The organism is Modestobacter sp. Leaf380 (genome assembly GCF_001424485.1).
In the GTDB taxonomy this organism is placed as follows: Bacteria; Actinomycetota; Actinomycetes; order Mycobacteriales; family Geodermatophilaceae; genus Klenkia.
In genome coordinates, this window is the sequence record NZ_LMQC01000001.1 from 1 (window position 1) to 24079 (window position 24079).

Sequence of the window (24079 nt, forward strand, 5' to 3'; positions counted from 1 at the left end):
AGAATGGTCTGGGAATGCCGAAACGGGGCCACGACTGTGTCGTGACCCCGTTTCGGGAATGATGTCCGGCGGCGTCCTACTCTCCCACCCAGTCCCCCGGGCAGTACCATCGGCGCTGAGAGGCTTAGCTTCCGGGTTCGGAATGAGACCGGGCGTTTCCCTCTCGCCATGACCGCCGTAACGCTGTGAAAGTTTCCACCCACACACCCGGTCAAAGGGGTGTGGGGCGGGGGAATGCTGGTTCCGCACTTTCAGAACCGCACAGTGGACGCGAGACAGTAGATCAATCAAAGCAAGATGTGTTGGTCAAGTCCTCGGCCTATTAGTACCGGTCAGCTGCACACCTTGCGGTGCTTCCACTTCCGGCCTATCAACCCGCTGGTCTGGGCGGGGGCCTTACCCGGTCAACCCGGTGAGAGACCTCATCTTGAAGCGAGCTTCCCGCTTAGATGCTTTCAGCGGTTATCCCTGCCGAACGTAGCCAACCAGCAATGCTCCTGGCGGAACAACTGGCACACCAGAGGTTCGTCCGTCCCGGTCCTCTCGTACTAGGGACAGCTCTTCTCAAGTCTCTTACGCGCACGGCGGATAGGGACCGAACTGTCTCACGACGTTCTAAACCCAGCTCGCGTGCCGCTTTAATGGGCGAACAGCCCAACCCTTGGGACCTACTCCAGCCCCAGGATGCGACGAGCCGACATCGAGGTGCCAAACCATCCCGTCGATATGGACTCTTGGGGAAGATCAGCCTGTTATCCCCGGGGTACCTTTTATCCGTTGAGCGACACCGCTTCCACATGCCGGTGCCGGGTCACTAGTCCCAGCTTTCGCTCCTGCTCGACCCGTCGGTCTCACAGTCAAGCTCCCTTGTGCACTTGCACTCAACACCTGATTGCCAACCAGGCTGAGGGAACCTTTGGGCGCCTCCGTTACATTTTGGGAGGCAACCGCCCCAGTTAAACTACCCACCTGACACTGTCCCTGATCCGGATCACGGACCGAGGTTAGACATCCAATTCGACCAGAGTGGTATTTCAACGACGACTCCACGAACACTGGCGTGCCCGCTTCACAGTCTCCCACCTATCCTACACAAACCGAACCGAACACCAATATCAAGCTGTAGTGAAGGTCCCGGGGTCTTTCCGTCCTGCCGCGCGTAACGAGCATCTTTACTCGTAGTGCAATTTCGCCGAGCCTGTGGTTGAGACAGCTGAGAAGTCGTTACGCCATTCGTGCAGGTCGGAACTTACCCGACAAGGAATTTCGCTACCTTAGGATGGTTATAGTTACCACCGCCGTTTACTGGCGCTTGAGTTCTGAGCTTCGCCGTAAAGCTAACCCGTCCCCTTAACGTTCCAGCACCGGGCAGGCGTCAGTCCGTATACATCGTCTTTCGACTTCGCACGGACCTGTGTTTTTAGTAAACAGTCGCTTCTCACTGGTCTCTGCGGCCACCCACCGCTGCCCGAAGCAAGTTCGATGACAGTAGATGGCCCCCCTTCTCCCGAAGTTACGGGGGCATTTTGCCGAGTTCCTTAACCACAGTTCGCTCGATCGCCTTGGTATTCTCTACCTGACCACCTGAGTTGGTTTGGGGTACGGGCCGCTCAGAGCTCGCTAGAGGCTTTTCTCGGCAGCATAGGATCATCCAATTCGCCTCATTCGGCTATGCGTCAGGTCTCACCCTCATGGGATACGGATTTGCCTATATCCCGGGCCACACCCTTGCACCGGTACTACCACTCACCGGTAGGACTACCTTCCTGCGTCACCCCATCGCTTGCCTACTACCAGTCCGGGTCCCACGTTCCACCCACACGTCATCAACCCGAAGGTCAACGATCACGGAGCTTCAGATGGTTAGCATCGCTGGGTTCAGCATGGACGCTCTTTCGCGGGTACGGGAATATCAACCCGTTGTCCATCGACTACGCCTGTCGGCCTCGCCTTAGGTCCCGACTCACCCTGGGCGGATTARCCTGGCCCAGGAACCCTTGGTCATCCGGCGGGGGAGTTTCTCACTCCCCTTTCGCTACTCATGCCTGCATTCTCACTCGTGTGGCGTCCACGGCTGGATCACTCCGCCGCTTCCACCGCCACACGACGCTCCCCTACCCATCCACACACCTGGCCAACACTCCGTAGAGAGAAGGCAGGCTATTGCATGAATGCCAAAGCTTCGGCGGTGTGCTTGAGCCCCGCTACATTGTCGGCGCGGAATCACTTGACCAGTGAGCTATTACGCACTCTTTCAAGGGTGGCTGCTTCTAAGCCAACCTCCTGGTTGTCTCTGCGACTCCACATCCTTTTCCACTTAGCACACGCTTAGGGGCCTTAGCTGTTGATCTGGGCTGTTTCCCTCTCGACTACGAACCTTATCGCCCGCAGTCTCACTGCCACGCTCTCACTTACCGGCATTCGGAGTTTGGTTGATTTCAGTAACCTTGTGGGGCCCCTAGACCATCCAGTGCTCTACCTCCGGCAAGAAACACGTGACGCTGCACCTAAATGCATTTCGGGGAGAACCAGCTATCACCGAGTTTGATTGGCCTTTCACCCCTACCCACAGCTCATCCCCTCCATTTTCAACTGAAGTGGGTTCGGTCCTCCACGCCGTCTTACCGGCGCTTCAACCTGGCCATGGGTAGATCACTCGGCTTCGGGTCTAGAGCACGCGACTCAATCGCCCTATTCGGACTCGCTTTCGCTACGGCTACCCCACACGGGTTAACCTCGCCACGTACCGCTAACTCGCAGGCTCATTCTTCAAAAGGCACGCAGTCACCCCCACGTCCGAAGACGCATAAGGCTCCCACGGCTTGTAGGCACACGGTTTCAGGTACTATTTCACTCCCCTCCCGGGGTACTTTTCACCTTTCCCTCACGGTACTTGTCCGCTATCGGTCACCAGGGAGTATTTAGGCTTAGCGGGTGGTCCCGCCAGATTCACACCGGATTTCACGGGCCCGGTGCTACTTGGGATGAGCTCAAGAGAGAGTGCACGTTTTCGTGTACGGGGCTCTCACCCTCTATGGCGACCCCTTCCAGAGGCCTTCCACTAACGACACACTTTTCTGACTCTCCAGACCTTCGGCAGAAGATCTAAGAACGTCCCACGACCCCGACCACACAACGCCTGCCGGCTATCACATGTGATCGGTTTAGCCTCATCCGCTTTCGCTCGCCACTACTCACGGAATCACGGTTGTTTTCTCTTCCTGTGGGTACTGAGATGTTTCACTTCCCCACGTTCCCTCCACACGCCCTATGTGTTCAGGCGTGGGTCACACCACATGACTGGTGCGGGGTTCCCCCATTCGGAAATCCTCGGATCAACGCTCGGTTGACAGCTCCCCGAGGCTTATCGCAGCCTCCTACGTCCTTCATCGGCTCCTGGTGCCAAGGCATCCACCGTGTGCCCTTACTAACTTGAACACACACAAACCCACACCCACCACGACGAACCCCACCACCGCCACCAGAAGGCAACGACAACAAGACCACGCCGACGATCRGTGCAGGAGTCTTTGTTTCCTACAAGATGCTCGCGTCCACTGTGCAGTTCTCAAAGTGCGGGAAGTCGACCACCCCACTGCCGCCACCAGACCCCGCCCACCAAAGGGACAGACGATGTGACGAACAGGTGATCGCCCCGAGAAGGAGACACACCACCACCCCGACCCGACACCCCACACCCACCTCGCGGTGGCTCATGACGCGCCCGATCCGGGCAGACGATGTTCCGCTCCCTCAGGACCCAACAGCGTGCCTACGACCTCCACCCTCACACCATCCCCGTTCCCACCCTGAACCCCCACCGAAGCGAGGAGAGCTGTACTAGGAGCCGGCATGCGGCTTCAACCGAACTGGTCAGTGTTCCACCCGTGAGCGACACCCCAGACACCCGCAGCCACCCACAACTGGGCGACCATCACGGCCTGAGCGTGACTCTGGACCAACCACCGAGGAACTACCCCCAGACATGGCCGGCCAGTGCTCCTTAGAAAGGAGGTGATCCAGCCGCACCTTCCGGTACGGCTACCTTGTTACGACTTCGTCCCAATCGCCGATCCCGCCTTCGACGGCTCCCTCCCRCAAGGGGTTGGGCCACCGGCTTCGGGCGTTACCGACTTTCGTGACGTGACGGGCGGTGTGTACAAGGCCCGGGAACGTATTCACCGCAGCGTTGCTGATCTGCGATTACTAGCGACTCCAACTTCATGGGGTCGAGTTGCAGACCCCAATCCGAACTGAGACCGGCTTTTTGGGATTCGCTCCACCTCGCGGTATCGCAGCCCTTTGTACCGGCCATTGTAGCATGTTTGCAGCCCTAGACATAAGGGGCATGATGATTTGACGTCATCCCCACCTTCCTCCGAGTTGACCCCGGCAGTCTCCTATGAGTCCCCGCCATCACGCGCTGGCAACATAGAACGAGGGTTGCGCTCGTTGCGGGACTTAACCCAACATCTCACGACACGAGCTGACGACAACCATGCACCACCTGTGTGCGACCCTTACGGACCCACCATCTCTGGAGGATTTCCGCACATGTCAAGCCTAGGTAAGGTTCTTCGCGTTGCATCGAATTAAGCAACATGCTCCGCCGCTTGTGCGGGCCCCCGTCAATTCCTTTGAGTTTTAGCCTTGCGGCCGTACTCCCCAGGCGGGGCGCTTAATGCGTTAGCTGCGGCACAGAGACCGTGGAATGGCCCCCACACCTAGCGCCCACCGTTTACGGCGTGGACTACCAGGGTATCTAATCCTGTTCGCTCCCCACGCTTTCGCTCCTCAGCGTCAGTTGTTGCCCAGAGACCCGCCTTCGCCACCGGTGTTCCTCCTGATATCTGCGCATTTCACCGCTACACCAGGAATTCCAGTCTCCCCTGCAACACTCTAGTCTGCCCGTATCGACTGCAGACCCGGAGTTGAGCTCCGGGCTTTCACAGCCGACGCGACAAACCGCCTACGAGCTCTTTACGCCCAATAATTCCGGACAACGCTTGCACCCTACGTATTACCGCGGCTGCTGGCACGTAGTTGGCCGGTGCTTCTTCTGCAGGTACCGTCACTTTCGCTTCGTCCCTGCTGAAAGAGGTTTACAACCCGAAGGCCGTCATCCCTCACGCGGCGTCGCTGCGTCAGGCTTCCGCCCATTGCGCAATATTCCCCACTGCTGCCTCCCGTAGGAGTCTGGGCCGTGTCTCAGTCCCAGTGTGGCCGGTCACCCTCTCAGGCCGGCTACCCGTCGTCGCCTTGGTAGGCCATCACCCCACCAACAAGCTGATAGGCCGCGGGCCCATCCTCAGCCGATRAATCTTTCCACCACCAGACCATGCGGTCGGAAGTCGTATCCGGTATTAGCACCAATTTCTTGGAGTTATCCCAGAGCTGAGGGCAGGTTGCCCACGTGTTACTCACCCGTTCGCCGCTAGGGCACCACCCCGAAGAGTGGGCCTCGCTCGACTTGCATGTGTTAAGCACGCCGCCAGCGTTCGTCCTGAGCCAGGATCAAACTCTCCGTAGATGATTTGATCACGGCTGAGAACCAAGAGTTGGCACTCTCGATGTCAATCAACCAAAGGAACCCATCACGGCAAACCCGAAGGCACCCCGTGACTGGGGTTGAACATATGGCACTGACTTTCGGCACGCTGTTGAGTTCTCAAGGAGCGGACGCGCAAGAGCCCCGAGAGCGCAGTCTTGCTGGCGACGAAGGCGACTGCAGCCGTCGTGACCGCGGCGCCCAGNTCAACCAAAGGAACCCATCACGGCAAACCCGAAGGCACCCCGTGACTGGGGTTGAACATATGGCACTGACTTTCGGCACGCTGTTGAGTTCTCAAGGAGCGGACGCGCTCGAACCCCGGCCCTGTGGGCCTTCGATGTCGAGGCTGGTTTGTCCTGCTCGCGCCGGGCTCCGCATCTGGACTGACTTCGTGAGTCTGTCCGGCGGCCGTTTCCGTGTCGCTCGGCGCAAAGAGAAAGTTACGTGCCCGGACACCTCCCGTCAAACAGCTCGCCACCCCGATCGGGGCATCCAGTGCCGTAGAGCGACCAGGAAGCAGTGAAACCGCTGGTCAGCGAGTTGCGAGTCTGACCATTCTGCGAGGCAGGTCACGTGTCGGCCGTGTGTCAGCCCGGTGTGTCCCGCCCCAGGGACCTCACGCGCCACACCCGCACCGCCCGGGAACGGGCGAGAGACGGCCGCGGCCCGGCCGCGCACCTCGAGAGGGCGGGGCCGGGCCGGGAAGACGACGGGTCAGGGGGTCAGGAGGAGGGGTGTCAGAGACCCAGGAGGGAGTCGATCCCGATGGTGAGCCCAGGACGGCGGGACACCTCTCGCACCGCGAGCAGGACACCGGGCATGAACGAGGCACGGTCGTAGGAGTCGTGGCGCAGGGTCAGCGTCTCCCCCGGCGAACCCATCAGGACCTCCTCGTGCGCGACCAGCCCGGCCAGGCGCACCGAGTGGACGGGCACCCCCTCCACGTCGGCACCCCGGGCACCCGGGAGGGACGACCCCTCCTCCGTGGCGTCGGGAGCCGGCGCCATGCCGGCGGCGCGGCGGGCCTCGGCGACCAGGCGGGCGGTGCGGGCCGCCGTCCCGGAGGGGGCGTCCACCTTGGCCGGGTGGTGCAGTTCCACGACCTCCACCGAGGGGAAGAACCGCGCGGCCTCGGCGGCGAAGCGCATGAGGAGCACTGCGCCGATGCCGAAGTTGGGCGCGATGACCACACCGAGCTCGGGCTTGGGGGCCAGCCACTCCCGGACGGTCGCGATCTTGTCCTCGTCGAAGCCCGTCGTCCCGACCACGCAGTGGATGTTCTGGTCGATGCAGAACCGGATGTTCTCCATGACCGACTCGGGACGGGTGAAGTCGACCGCCACGTCCGCGCCACCGTCGGCGACGTTGAACAGCCACTCGCTGCCCTCGACCATCGCGACCAGCTCGAGGTCGTCGGCGTCGTTCACGGCCTTGCACACCTCCACGCCCATCCGGCCGCGGGCCCCGAGGACGGCGACAGAGGTCAGGGGTTCCTCGGGGGTGGGGACCGGAGTGAGGGACGAGGTGCTGGTGGTCATGCCCGGCACTCTCACCAACGCAGGACCGGGATGCAAGCCGGTCAGCGTGCCGGGGCGACCCGGGTGGCCAGCCGCCACAGCAGCAGGCCCACCAGGAGTCCGCCCACGTCGGCGAGCCAGTCCCCCACCGAGGCGTCACGGCCCACCAGTGCCGTCCCCTGGACGACCTCGGACCCGGCGGCGTAGACGACCAGGGCGACGGCCACGACCCGTTCGCGGATCCCGGCCCAACGGCTGCTGAACGCCAGTGCGGCGAAGAGCACTGCGTGGACGACCTTGTCCACGCCGGGCGGGGAGGGAGGGACGTCCGAGGGCGGCGCGAAGAGCACGGCGAGCGACACCAGCACCACGACGACGAACGCGCCGCGGGCCAACGCCCCGTGCTCGACGAACCACTCCCTCATCCGGCCAGCCGCTCCAGGTCCTTCGCGCGGTACGGGCCGACGACCGCCAGCGCGGTGTCACGGGCGAAGAGGTCCGCGGCCACCGCCCGCACGGCAGCGGCGTCGACGGCGTCGAGACGGGCGAGGACGTGAGGCACCGGCGTGTACTCCCCGTAGGAGAGCTCGCTCTTGCCCAGTCGGGACATCCGGGACCCGGTGTCCTCCAGGCCCAGCACCAGACCGCCCTTGAGCTGGCCGATGCCGCGGGCCACCTCCTCGTCGGTGATGCCGTCAGCGGCGACCTCGGCGAGGGACTCACGGATCAGCCGGAGCACCTCGGGCACGCGCTTGGGCGAGCAGCCGGCGTACACCGAGAAGACACCGGTGCCGGCGTAGTGCGTGAGGGAGGAACCGACGCTGTAGACCAGACCGCGCTTCTCCCGCACCTCCTGGAAGAGCCTGGAGCTCATACCCCCACCGACGGCGGCGTCCAGGACGGCCGCGGCGTAGCGGGCCTCGTCGAGCCGGCCCATGCCGATGCTGCCCAGCAGCAGGTGGGTCTGCTCGGTCCTACGGTGGATGAGCCCGGTCCGGTTCGCCGGTGAGGTGAGGGGGACGTCGTCGCCGGAGCGGAGCGGGTCGGGGCGGGCTCCCCCGGCCAACCGGTCACCGAAGGCGCGGCGCACCAGCTCCAGCACCTGGCCGTGGTCCACCCGTCCAGCGGCCGAGACCACGATGGAGGGGGTGGCGTAGCGGCCCCGGTACCAACCGTCGACGTCGTCCCGGGTCAGGGACTCGATCGACTCCACGGTGCCCAGGACCGATCGGCCCAGCGGCGTGTCCCCGAAGAGGGTCTCGGCGAAGAGGTCGTGCACGGCGTCGGCGGGCTCGTCGTCGCGCATCGCGATCTCCTCGAGCACGACCGTCCGCTCGGACTCCAGGTCCGGCGCGGTGTTCAGCGCGTCGGTGACCAGGTCGCCCAGCAGTGTCACGGCCAGCGGGAGGTCGCTGGCGAGCACGTTGGCGTAGTAGCAGGTGTGCTCCTTCGCGGTGAAGGCGTTCATCTCACCGCCCACGGCGTCCATGGCCGTGGCGATCTCCAACGCGGTCCGGCTGCGGGTGCCCTTGAAGAGCAGGTGCTCCAGGAAGTGCGAGCTCCCGGCCAGCCCCGGCGTCTCGTCCCGGGAACCGACGCCGACCCAGATGCCGACCGTCGCCGACAGCACGCCGGGCATCAGCTCGGTGACGACCCGCAGGCCCCCGGGCAGCTCGGTGCGCTCCACGCGGCCGCCGAACTCGTCGACGTCGAGCAGTTCGGTGTGCCCGACGGCCACCGGGGTGGGCGCGGCCTCAGCCACGCCCACCCCGGGGCCGTTCGAGCTGGTGTCAGCCGTGGTCACTCACCCGCGGGTGCAGCGGCCTCGGCCGGCGCCTCTTCGGAGGCACCGCCCTCGACGACCGGGACCAGGCTGATCTTGCCGCGGGCGTCGATGTCGGTGATCTCGACCTGCAGCTTGTCGCCGACGTTGGCGACGTCCTCGACCTTGGCGATCCGCTTGCCGTTGCCCAGCTTGCTGATGTGCACCAGGCCGTCCCGGCCGGGCAGCAACGAGACGAAGGCACCGAAGGCGGTGGTCTTCACGACCGTGCCCAGGAACCGCTCGCCGACCTTGGGCAGGGTCGGGTTGGCGATCGCGTTGATCCGGTCCACGGCGGCCTGGGCCGAGGGCCCGTCGGAGGCACCGACGTAGATCGTGCCGTCGTCCTCGATGGTGATGTCGGCGCCGGTCTCGTCCTGGATCGCGTTGATCATCTGGCCCTTGGGCCCGATGACCGCGCCGATCTTGTCGACGGGGATGCGGACCGTGGTCACCCGGGGGGCGAACGGGCTCATCTCGTCGGGGCCGTCGATCGCCTCGAGCATGACGTCGAGGATGTGCAGCCGGGCCGCGCGGGCCTGGGTCAGCGCACCGGCGAGGACGTCGGAGGGGATGCCGTCCAGCTTGGTGTCCAGCTGGAGCGCCGTCACGAAGTCCTTGGTGCCGGCGACCTTGAAGTCCATGTCACCGAAGGCGTCCTCGGCACCGAGGATGTCGGTCAGCGCGACGTACTCCGTCTTGCCGTCGACCTCGTCGGAGACCAGGCCCATGGCGATGCCCGCGACCGGGGCGCGCAGCGGCACACCGGCGTTGAGCAGCGACAGGGTGGAGGCGCAGACCGAGCCCATCGAGGTCGAGCCGTTGGAGCCCAGCGCCTCGGAGACCTGGCGGATCGCGTAGGGGAACTCCTCGCGGTCGGGCAGCACGGGCAGCAGCGCCCGCTCGGCCAGCGCGCCGTGGCCGATCTCGCGGCGCTTGGGCGAACCCACGCGGCCGGTCTCACCGGTGGAGTACGGCGGGAAGTTGTAGTTGTGCATGTAGCGCTTGCGGGTCACCGGGTTCAGGGTGTCCAGCTGCTGCTCCATGCGGAGCATGTTCAGCGTGGTGACGCCCATGATCTGGGTCTCGCCACGCTCGAACAGGGCCGAGCCGTGCACCCGCGGGAGGACCTCGACCTCGGCGGACAGCGGCCGGATGTCGGTGACGCCGCGGCCGTCGATGCGGACCTTGTCGCGCAGGATGCGCTGGCGGACGACCTTCTTGGTCACCGCGCGGAAGGCACCGGAGACCTCCTTCTCGCGCCCCTCGAACTGCTCGGCCAGCGCGGCCTTGACCTCGTCCTTGAGGGCGTCGGTGGCGTCGTCGCGCTCGGCCTTGCCCGGGATGGCCTGGGTGGCAGCCAGCTTCTCGGCGGCCTGGGCCTCGACAGCGGCGTAGACGTCGTCCTGGTAGTCCAGGAAGCGGGGGAAGTGCGCCTCGGGCTTGGCGGCCTTGCCGGCCAGCGCCGACTGTGCGTCGCACAGGGCCTTGATGAAGGGCTTGGCGGCCTCGAGGCCCTGGGCCACGACCTCCTCGGTCGGGGCGGTCGCGCCACCGGCGATGAGCTCGATCGTCTTCTCGGTGGCCTCGGCCTCGACCATCATGATCGCGACGTCGCCGTCGGGCAGGACCCGGCCGGCCACGACCATGTCGAAGACGGCGTCCTCGAGCTCGGTGTGCGTCGGGAAGCCGACCCACTGGCCACCGATGAGGGCGACGCGGGTGGCGCCGACCGGGCCGGAGAAGGGCAGGCCCGACAGCTGGGTCGACGCGGAGGCCCCGTTGATCGCCAGCACGTCGTAGAGGTGGTCGGGGTCCAGCGACAGCACGCTGATGACGACCTGGACCTCGTTGCGCAGGCCCTTGGCGAAGGTCGGGCGCAGCGGGCGGTCGATCAGGCGGCAGGTGAGGATCGCGTCCTCGGAGGGACGCCCCTCACGGCGGAAGAACGAGCCGGGGATCTTCCCGATCGCGTACATCCGCTCCTCGACGTCCACCGTCAGGGGGAAGAAGTCGAAGTGGTCCTTGGGCTGGCGGCCGGCCGTGGTGGCCGACAGCAGCGTGGTGTCGCCCATGGTGGCGACGACGGAGCCGGCGGCCTGCTTGGCCAGCCGGCCGGTCTCGAAGGTGACGGTGCGCTGACCGCGCGCGCCGTTGTCGATCACCGCGGAGGCGGTGTAGACGCCGTCCTCGGCGTCGTAGTCGACGGTGTCGTTCGTGGGTGCGGACATCGGGGTCCTCTTCCTGCGCCGCATGCGGCGGCGCCCTCTTGGTTCGGCGGCTGTGCGCCGGTGGTCTGGGGAGACCGGTCTTCGATCGAAGCCCTCGGGTCGCGTCGTCCGCGGTCGGTCTGACCGGCGGCGGCGTCCCGGGGGCCACTACCGAGGACCGGGCCTGGGCGTCGGGTTCGACGCCGGGGCCACCGGTGGCTGGCCGCCTGTGGGGTGGTGCCGGGGTCGTGCTCTGGTGCTGTCGTGCTCTGGTGCCGTCGTGCCGTGGTGGAGCTGCCCCGACCCGGTGGGGGCCGGACGAGAGAGGGGACCGACTCCGCGGTGCGGAGCGGTCCCCTCGTCTGGCTAGCGGCGCAGGCCGAGCCGCTCGATGAGCGAGCGGTACCGGTTGATGTCGGTCTTCGCCAGGTAGTTCAGCAGCCGGCGACGCCGGCCGACCAGCAGGAGCAGGCCCCGCCGGCTGTGGTGGTCGTGCTTGTGCATCTTCAGGTGCTCGGTCAGGTCGCTGATCCGTCGGGTCAGCATCGCGACCTGCACCTCGGGGGAACCGGTGTCACCCTCGACCGTCGCGTACTCGGTCATGATCTGCTTCTTCGTCGCGCTCTCGAGCGCCATGTGGGCCTCCTGGGCAGGTCACGTGTGGCCCCCGGTCGGTGTCACGGGGGCAGCATGCACACGCGTCGGTCTCCCGACGCTGTGCCCAGGTTACACGGCGACGCCCGGGGCCCACACGGCGAGCGTGCTGGTGGGGACCACGCCGATCGGCGGGAGGACCCCCGGGGTCAGAGCCCGAGCACGGCCCGGGTGGCGACGACGTCGGCGTCCATCTGGGTGATCAGGGCCTCGATGCCGTCGAAGGTGGTCATCGGCCGCAGCCGCTCGACGAACTCGACGCCCACGTGCTCGCCGTAGAGGTCCCCCGACCAGTCCAGGCAGAAGGCCTCGACGGTGCGCCGGGTGCCCTGGAAGGTGGGGTTGGTGCCCACCGAGACAGCGGCCGGACGACGGTCCCGGCTGCGGCCGGCGGAGTCGCGCAGCACCAGGGTGCCGGCGTACACGCCGTCGGCGGGGACGGCGGTGTGCGCGGGGGACTCGACGTTGGCCGTCGGGTAGCCCAGCTCGCGCCCGCGCTGGTCACCGCGGACGACGATGCCGTCGACCCGGTGCGGGCGGCCCAGCGCGCGGGCCGCCGATCGGAGGTCCCCGGCGGCCACGCAGGCCCGGATGTAGGTGGAGGAGATGGTGACCTCTCCCCCGTCGGCGGCGTCGGCGGCCAGCGCCAGCCCCTCGACGGAGAACCCGAACCGCTTCCCCTCCCGGGTCAACGAGGCGACGTCACCGGCTCCGCGGTGGCCGTAGGAGAAGTTCTCGCCCACCACGACCGACGCCGCGTGCAGGTGCTCGACGAGCACGGTGTGCGTGAAGCCCTCCGGGGAGAGCCGGCTGAACTCGGCGGTGAAGGGCAGGACGCACATCGCGTCCACACCGAGCGCAGCGACCAGCTCGGCCTTGCGGTCCGGTGAGGTCAGGATGGCCGGGTGCGACCCGGGCCGCACGACCTCGGCCGGGTGCGGGTCGAACGTCAGCAGCAGGGCGGGGCGGCCCAGGGCGTGCGCCCGGGCCACCGCGGTACCGATGAGCTGCTGGTGCCCACGGTGCACCCCGTCGTACATGCCGACGGTGACCACCGTGCGACCCAGATCGCCCGGAGTCGACTCCAGGCCACGCCAGCGCAGCACGTCAGCCGGCTGCGACCGTGTGCCGCCAGCCGCGGTCGTCGGGGACCCGGCCGTGCTGCAGGTCCAGGAGCCGCTCACGCAACGCCATGGTGACGGCGCCGGGAGTGCCGTCACCCACGGTGAAGTCACCGGTGCGTGCCTTGACCTCGCCGACGGGGGTGATCACCGCAGCGGTGCCGCAGGCGAAGGTCTCGGTGACCGTGCCGTCGGCGACTCCGGCCCGCCACTCCTCGACGGTGAAGCGGCGCTCGGTGACCCGGTGGCCCGTCTCCTCGGCCACGGTGATCAGCGAGTCGCGGGTGATGCCGGGGAGCAGGGTGCCGGTGAGCTCGGGGGTGACCAGTTCGGCGTCGCTGCCCGTGCCCAGGACGAAGAACAGGTTCATCCCGCCCATCTCCTCGACGTACTTCTTCTCCGTCGCGTCCAGCCACACGACCTGGTCGCAACCGGCCGCGATGGCCTGCTCCTGGGCCAGCAGGCTCGCCGCGTAGTTGCCTGCGCACTTGACGTCGCCGGTGCCGCCGGGGGCGGCCCGGATGTAGTCCTCGGAGAGGTAGACCGACACCGGCTGGACGCCGCGCGGGAAGTACGCACCGGCCGGGCTGGCGATGACGACGAAGAGGTACTCCGAGGCCGGCCGGACGCCGAGGAAGGGCTCCACGGCCAGCTGGTAGGGCCGGATGTAGAGGGTCTGGTCCGGGCCGGTCGGCACCCAGTCGCGGTCGGCGTCGACGAGGGCGTCGACGGCGTTCACGAAGCCCTCGGCCGGGACCGGGGGCATCGCCATCCGGACGGCGCCACGGGCCATCCGGGCCGCGTTCTGCTCGGGCCGGAACACCGAGACCGAGCCGTCGGGCTGCGCGTAGGCCTTGAGGCCCTCGAAGATCGACTGTGCGTAGTGCAGGGCCGCGGTCGAGGGGTCCAGCTGCAGCGGCGCGTAGCCGGTCAGCGTGGCCTCGGTCCAGCCCTTCCCGGCGACGTAGCGGGCCACGACCATGTGGTCGGTGAAGACCTTGCCGAAGCCGGGGTCGGCCAGCAGCTGCTCCCGCTCGGCGGCCGGACGGCGGGGCGCGTCCTCCACCACGAGCGGCACACCCTCGGCGAAGGACCGGGAGGAGGTGCGGCTGTCGGCGAGCGTGTCGGTCATGGCTCCCACTTGCGTCTGAGGGGTGGTCCGCGGGCGCGTGCCCACGCCTGCACCCTAGCCGCGGCGGCCGGACCCCGGACGGCGCGGACCCACACCCCTCCCCCGACCCCGGGGTCGCCGTGTCAGGTCGCGTCGGTCTTCGGCGACGCCTGCGTCACGACCTCGAAGGACCACACGTTCGAGCCGGTGGCCGCCGGTGCCATCCCGGAGCCGCCGCCGGAGTGCCCGCGCGCGAAGTCCTGCCCGGACTGCCAGGCCTCGAAGTCTGCCTCGCTGCGCCAGCGGGTGTAGACGAGGTAGTCGTCGGTCCCCTCCACGGGGCGCAGCAGCTCGAACCACTCGAACCCGTCGGAGGCCTCCACGGACCCGGCGCGGTTGCTGAACCGCTCCTCCAGGCGCTCCCGGGCCTCGGCCGGCACGGTCAGGACGTTGATCTTCACGACGCTCATGCCCCCACCCTGCCCGACGCAGGCGGGGACGACACGGGGAGGACGACACGGGGAGGACGACACTGGCCGGGTGAGCACAGACCGGACCCACGACGTCGGCGTCGCGCGCCTGGACGTCGACCGCGAGGCCCGCACCGGCACCCCGGAGGTGGTCTATGCCGAGGGGAAGACCGCCGCCCAGACGGTGGCGTGCCTGGCCGGGCTGCTCGACGCCGGAGCCCCGCTGGCCTGGGCGACCCGGGTGCCGGCGGGCACCGTCGCCGCGGTGCGGGAGCGGTGGCCCGACGCGCACGTCGACGAGGCCGCCCGGGTGGTGTGGGTGGGCACGGTCGCCCCGCCGGTGGGTGAGGTGCTGGTGCTGACCGCCGGGACGTCGGACGACGCGGTGGCCGCCGAGGTGGCGGCGACGCTGGCCGCCAGCGGGGTCGGCTGCCGGCGGGTCGACGACGTCGGGGTGGCCGGGGTGCACCGGGTGCTGGCCGTGGCACCCGACCTGGCCCGTGCCGATGCCGTCGTGGTCGTCGCCGGCATGGACGGCGCGCTGCCCAGCGTCGTGGCCGGTCTGACCGACCGGCTGGTCGTCGCCGTCCCCACGTCGGTGGGGTACGGCGCCGCGTTCGAGGGCCTGGCCGCGCTGCTGACCATGCTGACGTCCTGCGCTCCCGGGGTGCTGGTGGTCAACATCGACAACGGGTTCGGCGCCGGGGTGGCCGCGGCCCGGATCGTGCGCTCGGCTCAGCGGTAGCGCACGGGGTCGGGCAGCAGCTCGTTCATCGACCCGGACCGGAAGCCCCGGGGGTCCAGCTCGACGTCGTCCCAGCCGCGGACGGCGGCCAGCAGCTCGGGTCCGACCCGCGGGACCAGCGCGGCGTCGACCTCGACCCGGGCCCGGTCGCCGAGGTCGCGCACCCGCAGGTCCCGCACCGGTAGACCGGCGGCGGCGAGAGCGCCCCGCAGCGCCACCTCGGCGGCCTCCACCCGGGCCAGCCGCTCCGCCGACACCGGCACGCCGTAGGCGATCCGGCTGGACAGGCAGGCGGCGGCCGGCTTGTCGGCCAGCGCGAGTCCCCAGGCCCGGGCGGCGGCCCGGACGTCGGCCTTGGTCATCCCGGCGTCGGCCAGTGGGGTGCGGGCGCCGCGCTCGGCGGCGGCCCGGATCCCGGGGCGGAAGCCGGCGAGCCGGTCGTCGGCGTTGGTGCCGGTGGCCACCGCGGCGATGCCCAGCCGGGCGGCGAGCGGGCCCAGGGTGTCCAGCAGCTCGGCCTTGCAGGAGAAGCACCGGGCACCGTCGTTGGCGACGTAGCCGGGCCGGGCGAGCTCGTGGGTGACCGGCTGCTCGTGCCGGACCCCCAGGTCCAGCGCGAAGGCGTGCGCGGCCTCCCGCTCCGCGGCCGGCAGCGAGGGCGACACCGCCGTGGCGGCGACCACCCGGTCGACCCCGAGCGCGCGGACGGCGGCAGCCAGCACCACCCCGGAGTCCACCCCGCCGGAGAAGGCGACCAGCACGGCGGGGAGGCCGGCCAGGTCGGCGTGCAGGACCGCGACCCGCTCGGCCGTGGTGGACGCCAGCACCTCGCTCATGTCACCGAGGGTGGCACAGCGCACACCGCTCAGGCAGGGAAGCCGACGCCGACCCGGGCGGTGGGACCGGCGTCCTCGACCAGGGCCACGAGCCGGCCGTCGGGGTCCACGGCCGCCTGCAGGCCCGGTCTGCCGCTGGCGGCGACGCGCTTGCCGTGCCCCAGGTCGACGGCCTCCTCGGCGGTGACCCGGCGCTCGGGGAACACGGCCGTGGCCGCGGTGGTCAGCGGCACGAAGCCCGGTCCCGCGCCGGCCAGCAACGCCTCAGCCGCCTCGGCGACCGGCCGGGCGTCGGCCTCGTCGAAGGGACCCGACCGGGTGCGGCGCAGCGCCGTGAGGTGCCCGCCGACAGCGAGGGCCGCGCCGGCGTCCCGGGCGATGGCCCGGACGTAGGTGCCCGTCGAGCAGGTGACGGTGACGTCGACGTCGACGACGTCGGGGGTGGACCGGTCGATGCGGTGCACGTCCAGGGCGCGCACGACGACCGACCGGGCGACCAGCTCGAACTCCTCACCGGCCCGCACCCGGTCGTAGGACCGGACGCCGTCGACCTTCACCGCACTCACCGAGGACGGCACCTGCTGCAGCGGCCCGGTCTGGGCGGCGAACGCGGCACGCACCTGCTCGTCGGTCAGGTGCCCCGCGGGGGTGCTCGTCAGCACGTCACCCTCCCGGTCGTCGGTGACGGTGGTGGCACCCAGCCGGACGGTGGCGGCGTAGGTCTTGTCGTTGCCCGACAGGTGGCCCAGCAGCCGGGTGGCGGCGCCGACCCCGAGCACCAGGACCCCGGTGGCCATCGGGTCCAGGGTGCCGGCGTGGCCGACCTTGCGGACGCTCAGCGCGCGCCGGGCGAGGGCGACCACGTCGTGGGAGGTCATGCCGGGGCCCTTGTCCACCAGCAGCAGACCGGGGGGCACGTCGGCGTCGACTCGCTTGGGGCTCACCGGGACACCGTGACAGACGCCGTCGTCCACCTGTCCCCCGCCACCCGGACCAGGACAGCCACCAGCCGCAGGGCGATGAAGAGCGTCAGCCCGGTCCACACCCCGGCCAGCCCCCAGCCCAGCGGCCCGGACAGCAGCGAGAGGGGGACGAAACCGACCAGCGCCGAGCCGATCGTGACCGTCCGCAGGTAGCCGACGTCCCCGGCGCCCATGAGCACGCCGTCCAGGGCGAAGACGACGCCGGCCAGCGGCTGCATCAGCGCCAGGAACCACCAGACGACCCCGGCCTGGGCCAGCACGGCCGGGTCGTCGGTGAACAGCCCGGGCAGCACCGGGCGCAGTGCCAGCAGGACGGCGGCGACCAGCAGCCCGGTGCCCAGCCCCCAGGCCGCGACCCGCCTCACCACCGCACGTGCGTCGTCGACCCGGCCGGCACCCAGGGCCTGGCCGACCAGGGTCTGCGCGGCGATGGCGTAGGCGTCGAGCACCAGGGCCAGGAACAGCCACAGCTGCAGGGCGATCTGGTGGGCACCCAGCTCGGCCGTCCCCGACCGGGCGACCACCCCGGCGGCCACGACGAACGCGGCCTGCAGCACGAAGGCCCGCAGCAGCAGGTCCCGGCCGATCACGAGCTGGCTGCCGATGGCGGTCCAGCGGGGACGCCAGGCCACCCGCTCGGAGGCCAGCGTGCGCAGGAAGAGCAGCGCGGTCACCGACTGGCCGGCGACGTTGGCCCAGGCCGAGCCGACCAGGCCCAGCTCGGCGGTGTAGACCAGCAGCGGGTTGAGCAGCAGGGACAGCAGGCTGCCGGCGACGACGTAGACCACCGGCCGCCGCAGCTCGGCGACCCCGCGCAGCCAGCCGTTGCCGGCCAGGGACACCAGCAGCAGCGGGACCCCCAGGCTGGCCACCCGCAGCCACTGCTCCCCCGCCGCGGCGACCGGGCCGGCACCCCCGGCCAGCGCCCGGGTCAACGGCCCGGCCAGCGCCTGGAAGGCCAGCGTGACCACCAGGCCCAGGCCCAGTGCCAGCCAGGTCGCCTGCACGCCCTCCCCCACGGCGCCGGTCCGGTCACCGGCCCCGGCGCGACGGGCGGCCCGGGCGGTGGTGCCGTAGGCCAGGAAGTTCAGCAGCGCCGCGGCCCAGGCCAGCAGTCCTCCACCGACGGCGAGCCCGCCCAGCGCCGTCGTCCCCAGGTTGCCGACGACGGCCGTGTCGACCAGCAGGTAGAGCGGTTCGGCGGCCAGCACCACCAGCGCGGGCAGTGCCAGCCCGGGGATGCTGCGCGTGGCCGGGGCGGTCACAGCAGCTCGCGGACGGCCGCGATGGTCCCCTCACGGTCGCGGTGCGAGGTGAAGCCGGCGGCCATCCGGTGACCGCCGCCGCCCAGCGCCTGCGCCACGGCGGACACGTCGGTGCTTCCGCGGGACCGCAGCGAGACCGACCAGCTGCCGTCGTCGGCGCCCTTGAGGACACACGCCACGTCGGCCTCCTGGGCCGCGCGGACGACGTCGACCAGGGCCTCCAGGTGGTCGGGGGCCAGGCCGTGCGCGGCGGCCTCGGACGTGGTCGCCCAGGTCCAGACCAGGCCGGCACCGGTGGCCGGCTCCAGGACGGCCCGGCCGGTGGCCGCGGACAGCAGACCCAGCCAGCCGAAGGGCGCGCTGTCGAACAGGCGCTGGCTGATCCGGGCGTGGTCGATCCCCGTCTCCAGGAGCCGGGCGGCGAGCAGGTGGGTGCCGGGCGCGGTGTTGCCGAAGCGGAAGGAGCCGGTGTCCGCGGCGAGCCCGGCGTAGAGGCAGGTGGCCAGCGTGCCATCGAGCGGCACGCCCAGGCCCTCGAGCAGGTCCGCGACCAGCGCCACGGTCGCCGCGGCGTCGGGGTCGATGAGCTGCACCGTGCCGAAGCCTGGGTTGGAGGCGTGGTGGTCGACCACCAGCGAGACGGGGGCGGATTCCAGCACCGCCGCGACGTCACCCAGCCGCCGGGTGTCCGCGGCGTCCAGGCTGACCACCAGGGCCGGGTCGGCGGGGAGCCGGTCGCTGGACACCAGTGCCCCGGCACCGGGCAACCAGGCCAGGGACTCCGGCAGCACGAACGGCCCCGGGAACGTCGCGGTGACCCGCGCGCCCCGGCGGCGGAGCCCCTCGGCCAACGCCAGGGTGCTGCCCAGGGCGTCCGCGTCGGGCTGGACGTGCCCGGAGAGCACCACCGTGGCGCCGTCGTCGGCCGCCCGGGCGAGGACGGCGACGGCGGCCTCGAGCGCGCCCACCGGGGCCACCGGGGTCAGCTGTCGCTGGGGCCGGGGTCGGCCACCGGCACCTCGTCGGGCTCCTCGCCCGGCCGACCGCCGGCGACCGGGATCGCCGGCCCGCCGTCGGAGGGCATGTCGGCGGCGATGGAGGCCGCGTTGGCGTCGGTCGCGGGGTCCGCGTCACCGGCCTGGCCCTGGCGACCACCGGCGGTGGGGTCGGCGTCGCCGGGGGTGCCGGCCTGGTCGCCGGGGACGGTGCGCCCGCCCAGGGTCGACTCCGGCTGGCCCTCGGCGGGCACGTTCGGGTCGGGGTCCACGGCCTCGGTGCCGGGCCGGTCGGTCTGCTCGGTCACGGGGCGCTCCTGGGGGCTGTGCTGTGGGCCTGGGGGTCGTGCTCGTCGTCGTCGGCGTCGGGGTCGGCGAACCGGGTGGCCCGACCGCCGTCCCCGTCGCCGGTGGCGTCGCTGTCGTCCTCGTCGAGGACGGGCTTCTTGTACGGGTCGGGCTCGCCGGCGTAGGCGGCGCCCTCCCGGGCCCGGGCCAGCTCGGCGTCGGCCTCGCGGGCCCGCTCCAGGGCCTCCTCGAGCTCGCGCGCGGTGTCCGGGACGATGTCGGCGATGAACTCCAGGGTCGGCACGAACTTGATGCCGGTCTGCTTGCCCACGGTGGAGCGCAGCACCCCGGTCGCGCTGGCCAGCGCGACGGCGGAGTCGGCGACGGCCTGGGCGTCGCCGTAGACGGTGTAGAACAGCGTGGCCTCGCGGAGGTCACTGGTCACCCGTGCGTCGGTCAGGGTCACCATCCCGAGGCGCGGGTCCTTGATCTGCGTCTCGATGGTGGCGGAGCAGATCTGGCGGATGCGCACTGCGAGCTTGCGCGCCCGTGCCGGGTCGGCCATCGGGTTCTCCTAAGTGAGGTCCTGGAACGGCCCCGTCGCGGGATCCCGGCCGGCGCGGAGCGCAGGACGGGGGGCGACGGGGTCCTTCTCAATCGGTGTCGCTGGTGAGCTGCCGGTGGGTGGACAACAGCGTCACCTCGGGGCGCTCGGCCAGCAACCGCTCGCAGGCGTCGAGCACGTCGGTGACCTGCCCGGCCTCGCCGGCGACGGTGGCGACCCCGACCTGCACGCGGCGGTGCAGGTCCTGGTCGCCGACCTCCGCGGCGGCGACCGCGTAGCGGCGCCGCAGTTCGGCCACGATCGGCTTCACCACGGCGCGCTTGCCCTTGAGCGAGTGCACGTCCCCCAGGAGCAGGTCAGCGGTCAGCGAACCCGTGAACACGTGCGCACCTCCCGCCGACCCGCTCGCTCAGGACTGGAACGGCCCCGCTGCCCCCGAGCCGTGCAGAGCACGGCGCTGGGGCAGCGGGGTCCTCGTTCAGTCGCGCGGCTTCTCGCGCAGCTCGAAGGTCTCGATGACGTCCTCGGGCTTGATGTCGTTGAACGACCCCAGCCCGATGCCGCACTCGTAGCCCTCGCGGACCTCGGTCGCGTCGTCCTTGAAGCGGCGCAGCGAGTCCACCGACAGGTTGTCGGCGACGACTGCACCGTCGCGGATGAGCCGGGCCTTGCTGTTGCGAACGATCGTGCCGCTGCGCACCAGCGAACCCGCGACGTTGCCGATCTTGGGCACCCGGAAGACCTCGCGGACCTCCGCGCGGCCCAGCTGGACCTCCTCGTAGATCGGCTTGAGCATGCCCTTGAGAGCGGCCTCGATCTCCTCGATGGCCTGGTAGATGACCGAGTAGTACCGGACGTCCACGCCTTCGCGGTTGGCGAGCTCGGTGGCCTGGCCCTCGGCCCGGACGTTGAAGCCCAGGACGATGACGTCGTCGGCCAGCGCCAGGTCGATGTCGCTCTTGGTGATGCCGCCGACGCCGCGGTGGATGACCCGCAGCGACAGGTCGTCGTCGACCTCGATCTTCATCAGCGCCTCTTCCAGCGCCTCGACGGTGCCGGAGTTGTCGCCCTTGATGATCAGGTTGAGCTCGCGGCTCTCCTTGAGGGCCGCGTCCAGGTCCTCGAGGCTGATCCGCTTGCGCGCCGAGGCGTTCTGCGCGTTGCGGATGCGGGCCTGACGGCGGTCGGCGATCTGCCGGGCCGTCCGGTCCTCCTCGACGACGAGGAACGTGTCGCCGGCGCGGGGCACAGAGGTGAGACCCACGACCTGCACGGGGCGGGCCGGCAGGGCCTCCTTGAGCTTGTTGCCGTGCTCGTCGAGCAGCGACCGCACACGCCCGTAGGCGTCACCGGCCACGATCGAGTCACCGACACGCAGCGTGCCGCGCTGGACCAGCACGGTGGCGACGGGGCCACGGCCCTTGTCCAGCTTGCCCTCGATGACGACACCCTGCGGGTCCTGCTCGGTGTTCGCGCGCAGGTCCAGCGAGGCATCGGCGGTCAGCAGCACCGCGGCCTCGAGCTCCTCGAGGCCCTGGCGCGTGGTGGCCGAGACGTCGACGAACATCGTCTCGCCGCCGTACTCCTCGGCGACCAGGCCGTACTCGGTGAGCTGCTGGCGGATCTTGGCGGGGTTGGCCCCCTCCTTGTCCACCTTGTTCACCGCGACCACGATCGGCACCTGGGCGGCCTGGGCGTGGTTGAGCGCCTCGATGGTCTGGGGCATGACGCCGTCGTCGGCGGCCACGACCAGCACCACGATGTCGGTCACCTTCGCGCCACGGGCACGCATCGCGGTGAACGACTCGTGACCCGGGGTGTCGATGAAGGTGATCGGACGCTCGTTGCCGTCCAGCTCGGTGACGATCTGGTAGGCGCCGATGTGCTGGGTGATGCCACCGGCCTCCTTCGCCACGACGTTCGTGTGGCGGAGGGCGTCCAGCAGCTTGGTCTTGCCGTGGTCGACGTGACCCATGACGGTGACGACCGGCGGACGCCAGTCCCAGTCGCTCTCGTCGCCCTCTTCATCACCGAAGGTGAGGTCGAAGGTCTCGAGCAGCTCGCGGTCCTCGTCCTCGGGGCTGACGACCTGGATGACCCAGTCGATCTCGGCACCGAGGAGCTGCAGCGTCTCGTCGTTGACCGACTGCGTGGCGGTGACCATCTCGCCCAGGTGGAACAGGGCGGTCACCAGCGCGGCCGGCTGGGCGTTGATGCGCTCGGCGAGGTCGGTCAGCGAGGCGCCGCGGGGCAGCCGGACGGTCTGTCCGTTGCCACGGGGCAGGCTGACGCCACCCATCGAGGGCGCCGCCATGGAGTCGAACTCCTGACGCCTCTGCTTCTTGCTCTTGCGCCCACGGACCGGACCGCGACCACCGGGACGCCCGAAGGCACCCGCGGTACCCGCACCGGAACCACCGCGACCACGGCCACGACCGCCGCCACCGCGGAAGCCGCCAGCCGGTGCGCCGCCACCGGCACCACCGGGGCGGAAACCGCCACCGGCACCACCGGGGCCACCGGGGCCGCCACCGGGACGGCCACGGCCGCCGGGAGCACCCGGACGACCGCCACCGGCAGCGCGGCCGGGCATCATGCCCGGGCTCGGGCGCTGCGGCATCATGCCCGGGTTGGGGCGGGGCCCACCAGGACCGGCAGCGGGACGGGGCCCACCGGGACCGGCCGCGGGACGCGGGCCACCGGCGCCCGGCGCGGGACGGGGACCGCCCGGACCGGGAGCACCCTGACCCGGGGCGCCGGCGCCGGGAGCGGCACCGCCGGGAGCCGCGCCGCCGGGACGGCCGGCGGCCGGACGGGGAGCGCTGCTGAAGGGGTTGTTGCCCGGCCGCGGGGCCGGGCGGGGGCCGGGACGCGGCGCGGCGCCACCGGGACGCGGGGCGCCCTGGGACGGAGCGGCCGAGCCACCGGCGGGCTGGCCCGGACGCGGGGCGCCCGGACGGGGCGCGCCCTGACCGGGACGGGCCTGGGTCGGGGCACCGGCCGAGGCGGCGGGGGCCTGGGCCGCCGGAGCCTGGGCGGCCGGCGCCTGGGCCGCCGGTGCCTGGGCCGCGGGGGCCTGGGCAGCCGGTGCCTGGGGCGCGGGGGCAGGCGTCTGCCGCGGACCCGGACGCGGGCCGGGAGCGGCCGCGGGACGGGACGGGGCACTCGGGGCGGCCGCTGCCGGGGAGGGCGCGGACTGCACCGAGGGGCTCGGGGTGGGCGTCGACGCCGGGGCGCTGGCGGCCGGGGCCTGCGGGGCAGGCGCGGCCGGACGGGGCCCGGGGCGCGGGCCGGGCGTCGGGGCACCGCTGCCGCTGCCGGTGGACCCGTAGGCCTCACGCAGGCGGCGGGCCACGGGGGCCTCGACGGTGGACGATGCGGACTTCACGAACTCGCCCTGCTCCTTGAGCTTGGCGAGTACGGCCTTGCTGTCGACACCGAGCTCTTTAGCGAGCTCGTGGACGCGGGCTTTGCCTGGCACGGGTCTCCTCAGTGGTGAGGCCGGCGGCTGGCCCGCTCGACCTCGGTATCAGTTGTGCATTGTCTTCTGCTCAGTCACAGGTGCGACTTCACGGGTGGGTCATCCGAGGACGTCCTGCTCTCGACGAGCGGACCGACCGGGTGTCGGTCCGACGGTGGTGCTGGTCTGCTCCGGTGCGGCTCATGCCCTGGCGCTGTCGGGTGACAGCGCCTGGACGTGGCTCTCGAGCAGGTCGGTCTCCAGCGGAGCGCTGCGTCGCAGTGCGCGCGGGAAGGCCCGACGACGGTCCGCGGCACGCAGGCACTCGGGGGTGGGGTGCACGGAGGCACCCCGGCCCGGGAGCCGGCGAGCGGGGTCCGGCGTGAGCCGGGACTCCCGCACGACGACGCGCAGCAGGTCCGTGACCGGAGCGCGTCGCCGGCACCCCACACAGGTGCGGACCGGGATCGGCGTTTCGGCCATCGC

At 70.2% G+C, this 24079-nt stretch carries 18 protein-coding genes, 3 rRNA genes and 1 pseudogene; 1 reads left to right on the top strand and 21 read right to left on the bottom strand.

What is annotated here, in order from left to right; translation table 11 throughout:
• Positions 1 to 63 precede the first annotated feature (63 nt).
• The 11 genes from rrf to ASG41_RS00055 all read right to left on the bottom strand — a co-directional run bounded on the left by rrf (position 64) and on the right by ASG41_RS00055 (position 14456).
• Positions 64 to 180, bottom strand: a 5S ribosomal RNA gene (gene rrf / locus ASG41_RS00005).
• Positions 181 to 302: 122 nt separating this feature from the next.
• Positions 303 to 3438: ribosomal RNA gene (locus ASG41_RS00010) — 23S ribosomal RNA — on the bottom strand.
• Between the two features lie 569 nt (positions 3439 to 4007).
• Positions 4008 to 5530, bottom strand: a 16S ribosomal RNA gene (locus ASG41_RS00015).
• The 16S, 23S and 5S rRNA genes sit together here, the layout of an rRNA operon.
• Before the next feature lie 758 nt (positions 5531 to 6288).
• Positions 6289 to 7089 carry a 4-hydroxy-tetrahydrodipicolinate reductase gene (gene dapB / locus ASG41_RS00020; protein ID WP_056287968.1) on the bottom strand — a complete coding sequence of 267 codons (801 nt, stop codon included), beginning with the start codon at positions 7087 to 7089 and terminating at the stop codon, positions 6289 to 6291.
• 41 nt (positions 7090 to 7130) lie between these two features.
• Positions 7131 to 7493, bottom strand: a complete 363-nt coding sequence (locus ASG41_RS00025) for a VanZ family protein (protein ID WP_056287970.1) — start codon at positions 7491 to 7493, stop codon at positions 7131 to 7133.
• Positions 7490 to 8830 carry a pitrilysin family protein gene (locus ASG41_RS00030; protein ID WP_235564227.1) on the bottom strand — a complete coding sequence of 447 codons (1341 nt, stop codon included), beginning with the start codon at positions 8828 to 8830 and terminating at the stop codon, positions 7490 to 7492. Before ASG41_RS00030 ends, ASG41_RS00025 begins: the two co-directional genes overlap by 4 nt.
• A 38-nt stretch (positions 8831 to 8868) precedes the next feature.
• A complete protein-coding gene (locus ASG41_RS00035; RefSeq protein WP_056287973.1) occupies positions 8869 to 11121 on the bottom strand; it encodes a polyribonucleotide nucleotidyltransferase in 2253 nt (750 codons plus the stop codon).
• 345 nt (positions 11122 to 11466) lie between these two features.
• Complete coding sequence (gene rpsO / locus ASG41_RS00040; protein WP_056287976.1) at positions 11467 to 11736, bottom strand: 30S ribosomal protein S15; 270 nt, start codon at positions 11734 to 11736, stop codon at positions 11467 to 11469.
• A gap of 167 nt (positions 11737 to 11903) precedes the next feature.
• Entirely contained in the window at positions 11904 to 12860 is a 957-nt protein-coding gene (locus tag ASG41_RS00045; RefSeq protein WP_056289927.1) for a bifunctional riboflavin kinase/FAD synthetase, read from the bottom strand.
• A 1-nt stretch (position 12861) separates the two neighbouring features.
• Positions 12862 to 14007: a branched-chain amino acid aminotransferase gene (locus tag ASG41_RS00050; protein WP_056287979.1), complete on the bottom strand. Its 1146-nt coding sequence runs from the start codon at positions 14005 to 14007 to the stop codon at positions 12862 to 12864.
• A 122-nt stretch (positions 14008 to 14129) separates the two neighbouring features.
• Positions 14130 to 14456, bottom strand: coding sequence for an antibiotic biosynthesis monooxygenase (locus tag ASG41_RS00055; RefSeq protein ID WP_056287982.1), 327 nt, complete (start codon positions 14454 to 14456; stop codon positions 14130 to 14132).
• A 70-nt stretch (positions 14457 to 14526) separates the two neighbouring features.
• Here ASG41_RS00055 and larB point away from each other — a divergent pair, with 70 nt between their 5' ends.
• A complete protein-coding gene (gene larB, locus ASG41_RS00060; protein WP_056287985.1) occupies positions 14527 to 15201 on the top strand; it encodes a nickel pincer cofactor biosynthesis protein LarB in 675 nt (224 codons plus the stop codon).
• Here the strand turns inward: larB and larE are convergent.
• The 10 genes and pseudogenes from larE to ASG41_RS00105 form a co-directional block, all read right to left on the bottom strand.
• Complete coding sequence (larE, locus tag ASG41_RS00065) at positions 15192 to 16037, bottom strand: ATP-dependent sacrificial sulfur transferase LarE (protein ID WP_056287988.1); 846 nt, start codon at positions 16035 to 16037, stop codon at positions 15192 to 15194. The two genes, larB and larE, sit on opposite strands and share 10 nt — an antisense overlap.
• Positions 16038 to 16066: 29 nt before the next feature.
• A complete protein-coding gene (gene truB, locus ASG41_RS00070; protein ID WP_082556508.1) occupies positions 16067 to 16981 on the bottom strand; it encodes a tRNA pseudouridine(55) synthase TruB in 915 nt (304 codons plus the stop codon).
• Entirely contained in the window at positions 16978 to 18285 is a 1308-nt protein-coding gene (locus tag ASG41_RS00075; RefSeq protein ID WP_056287991.1) for an MATE family efflux transporter, read from the bottom strand. Before ASG41_RS00075 ends, truB begins: the two co-directional genes overlap by 4 nt.
• A complete protein-coding gene (locus ASG41_RS00080) occupies positions 18282 to 19253 on the bottom strand; it encodes a bifunctional oligoribonuclease/PAP phosphatase NrnA (protein WP_235564234.1) in 972 nt (323 codons plus the stop codon). Before ASG41_RS00080 ends, ASG41_RS00075 begins: the two co-directional genes overlap by 4 nt.
• Before the next feature lie 14 nt (positions 19254 to 19267).
• Positions 19268 to 19588: a hypothetical protein gene (locus ASG41_RS00085; protein ID WP_056287999.1), complete on the bottom strand. Its 321-nt coding sequence runs from the start codon at positions 19586 to 19588 to the stop codon at positions 19268 to 19270.
• Complete coding sequence (gene rbfA / locus ASG41_RS00090) at positions 19585 to 20133, bottom strand: 30S ribosome-binding factor RbfA (protein ID WP_082556420.1); 549 nt, start codon at positions 20131 to 20133, stop codon at positions 19585 to 19587. The genes ASG41_RS00085 and rbfA overlap by 4 nt, the downstream gene beginning before the upstream one ends.
• Before the next feature lie 88 nt (positions 20134 to 20221).
• On the bottom strand, positions 20222 to 20515 hold the full coding sequence (locus tag ASG41_RS00095) for a DUF503 domain-containing protein (protein WP_056288002.1): 294 nt from the start codon (positions 20513 to 20515) through the stop codon (positions 20222 to 20224).
• A gap of 96 nt (positions 20516 to 20611) precedes the next feature.
• Positions 20612 to 22447 (bottom strand): translation initiation factor IF-2, encoded by a 1836-nt coding sequence (gene infB, locus ASG41_RS24390; RefSeq protein ID WP_235564441.1) that lies wholly within the window; start codon positions 22445 to 22447, stop codon positions 20612 to 20614.
• 1023 nt (positions 22448 to 23470) lie between these two features.
• Positions 23471 to 23614, bottom strand: a pseudogene (locus ASG41_RS24405) (translation initiation factor IF-2 N-terminal domain-containing protein); the annotation flags it as partial.
• Positions 23615 to 23794: 180 nt separating this feature from the next.
• Positions 23795 to 24076 carry a YlxR family protein gene (locus tag ASG41_RS00105; protein ID WP_082556421.1) on the bottom strand — a complete coding sequence of 94 codons (282 nt, stop codon included), beginning with the start codon at positions 24074 to 24076 and terminating at the stop codon, positions 23795 to 23797.
• Between the last annotated feature and the right edge of the window lie 3 nt (positions 24077 to 24079).

Bases quoted from the DNA above. Each gene is read 5' to 3' on its own strand.
- ASG41_RS00025 (WP_056287970.1), bottom strand. From the start codon at position 7,493: ATGAGGGAGTGGTTCGTCGAGCACGGGGCGTTGGCCCGCGGCGCGTTC.
- rpsO (WP_056287976.1), bottom strand. From the start codon at position 11,736: ATGGCGCTCGAGAGCGCGACGAAGAAGCAGATCATGACCGAGTACGCG.
- ASG41_RS00035 (WP_056287973.1), bottom strand. From the start codon at position 11,121: ATGTCCGCACCCACGAACGACACCGTCGACTACGACGCCGAGGACGGC.
- ASG41_RS00105 (WP_082556421.1), bottom strand. From the start codon at position 24,076: ATGGCCGAAACGCCGATCCCGGTCCGCACCTGTGTGGGGTGCCGGCGA.
- rbfA (WP_082556420.1), bottom strand. From the start codon at position 20,133: ATGGCCGACCCGGCACGGGCGCGCAAGCTCGCAGTGCGCATCCGCCAG.
- ASG41_RS00050 (WP_056287979.1), bottom strand. From the start codon at position 14,007: ATGACCGACACGCTCGCCGACAGCCGCACCTCCTCCCGGTCCTTCGCC.
- dapB (WP_056287968.1), bottom strand. From the start codon at position 7,089: ATGACCACCAGCACCTCGTCCCTCACTCCGGTCCCCACCCCCGAGGAA.
- infB (WP_235564441.1), bottom strand. From the start codon at position 22,447: ATGGCGGCGCCCTCGATGGGTGGCGTCAGCCTGCCCCGTGGCAACGGA.
- larE (WP_056287988.1), bottom strand. From the start codon at position 16,037: ATGAGCGAGGTGCTGGCGTCCACCACGGCCGAGCGGGTCGCGGTCCTG.
- ASG41_RS00055 (WP_056287982.1), bottom strand. From the start codon at position 14,456: ATGAGCGTCGTGAAGATCAACGTCCTGACCGTGCCGGCCGAGGCCCGG.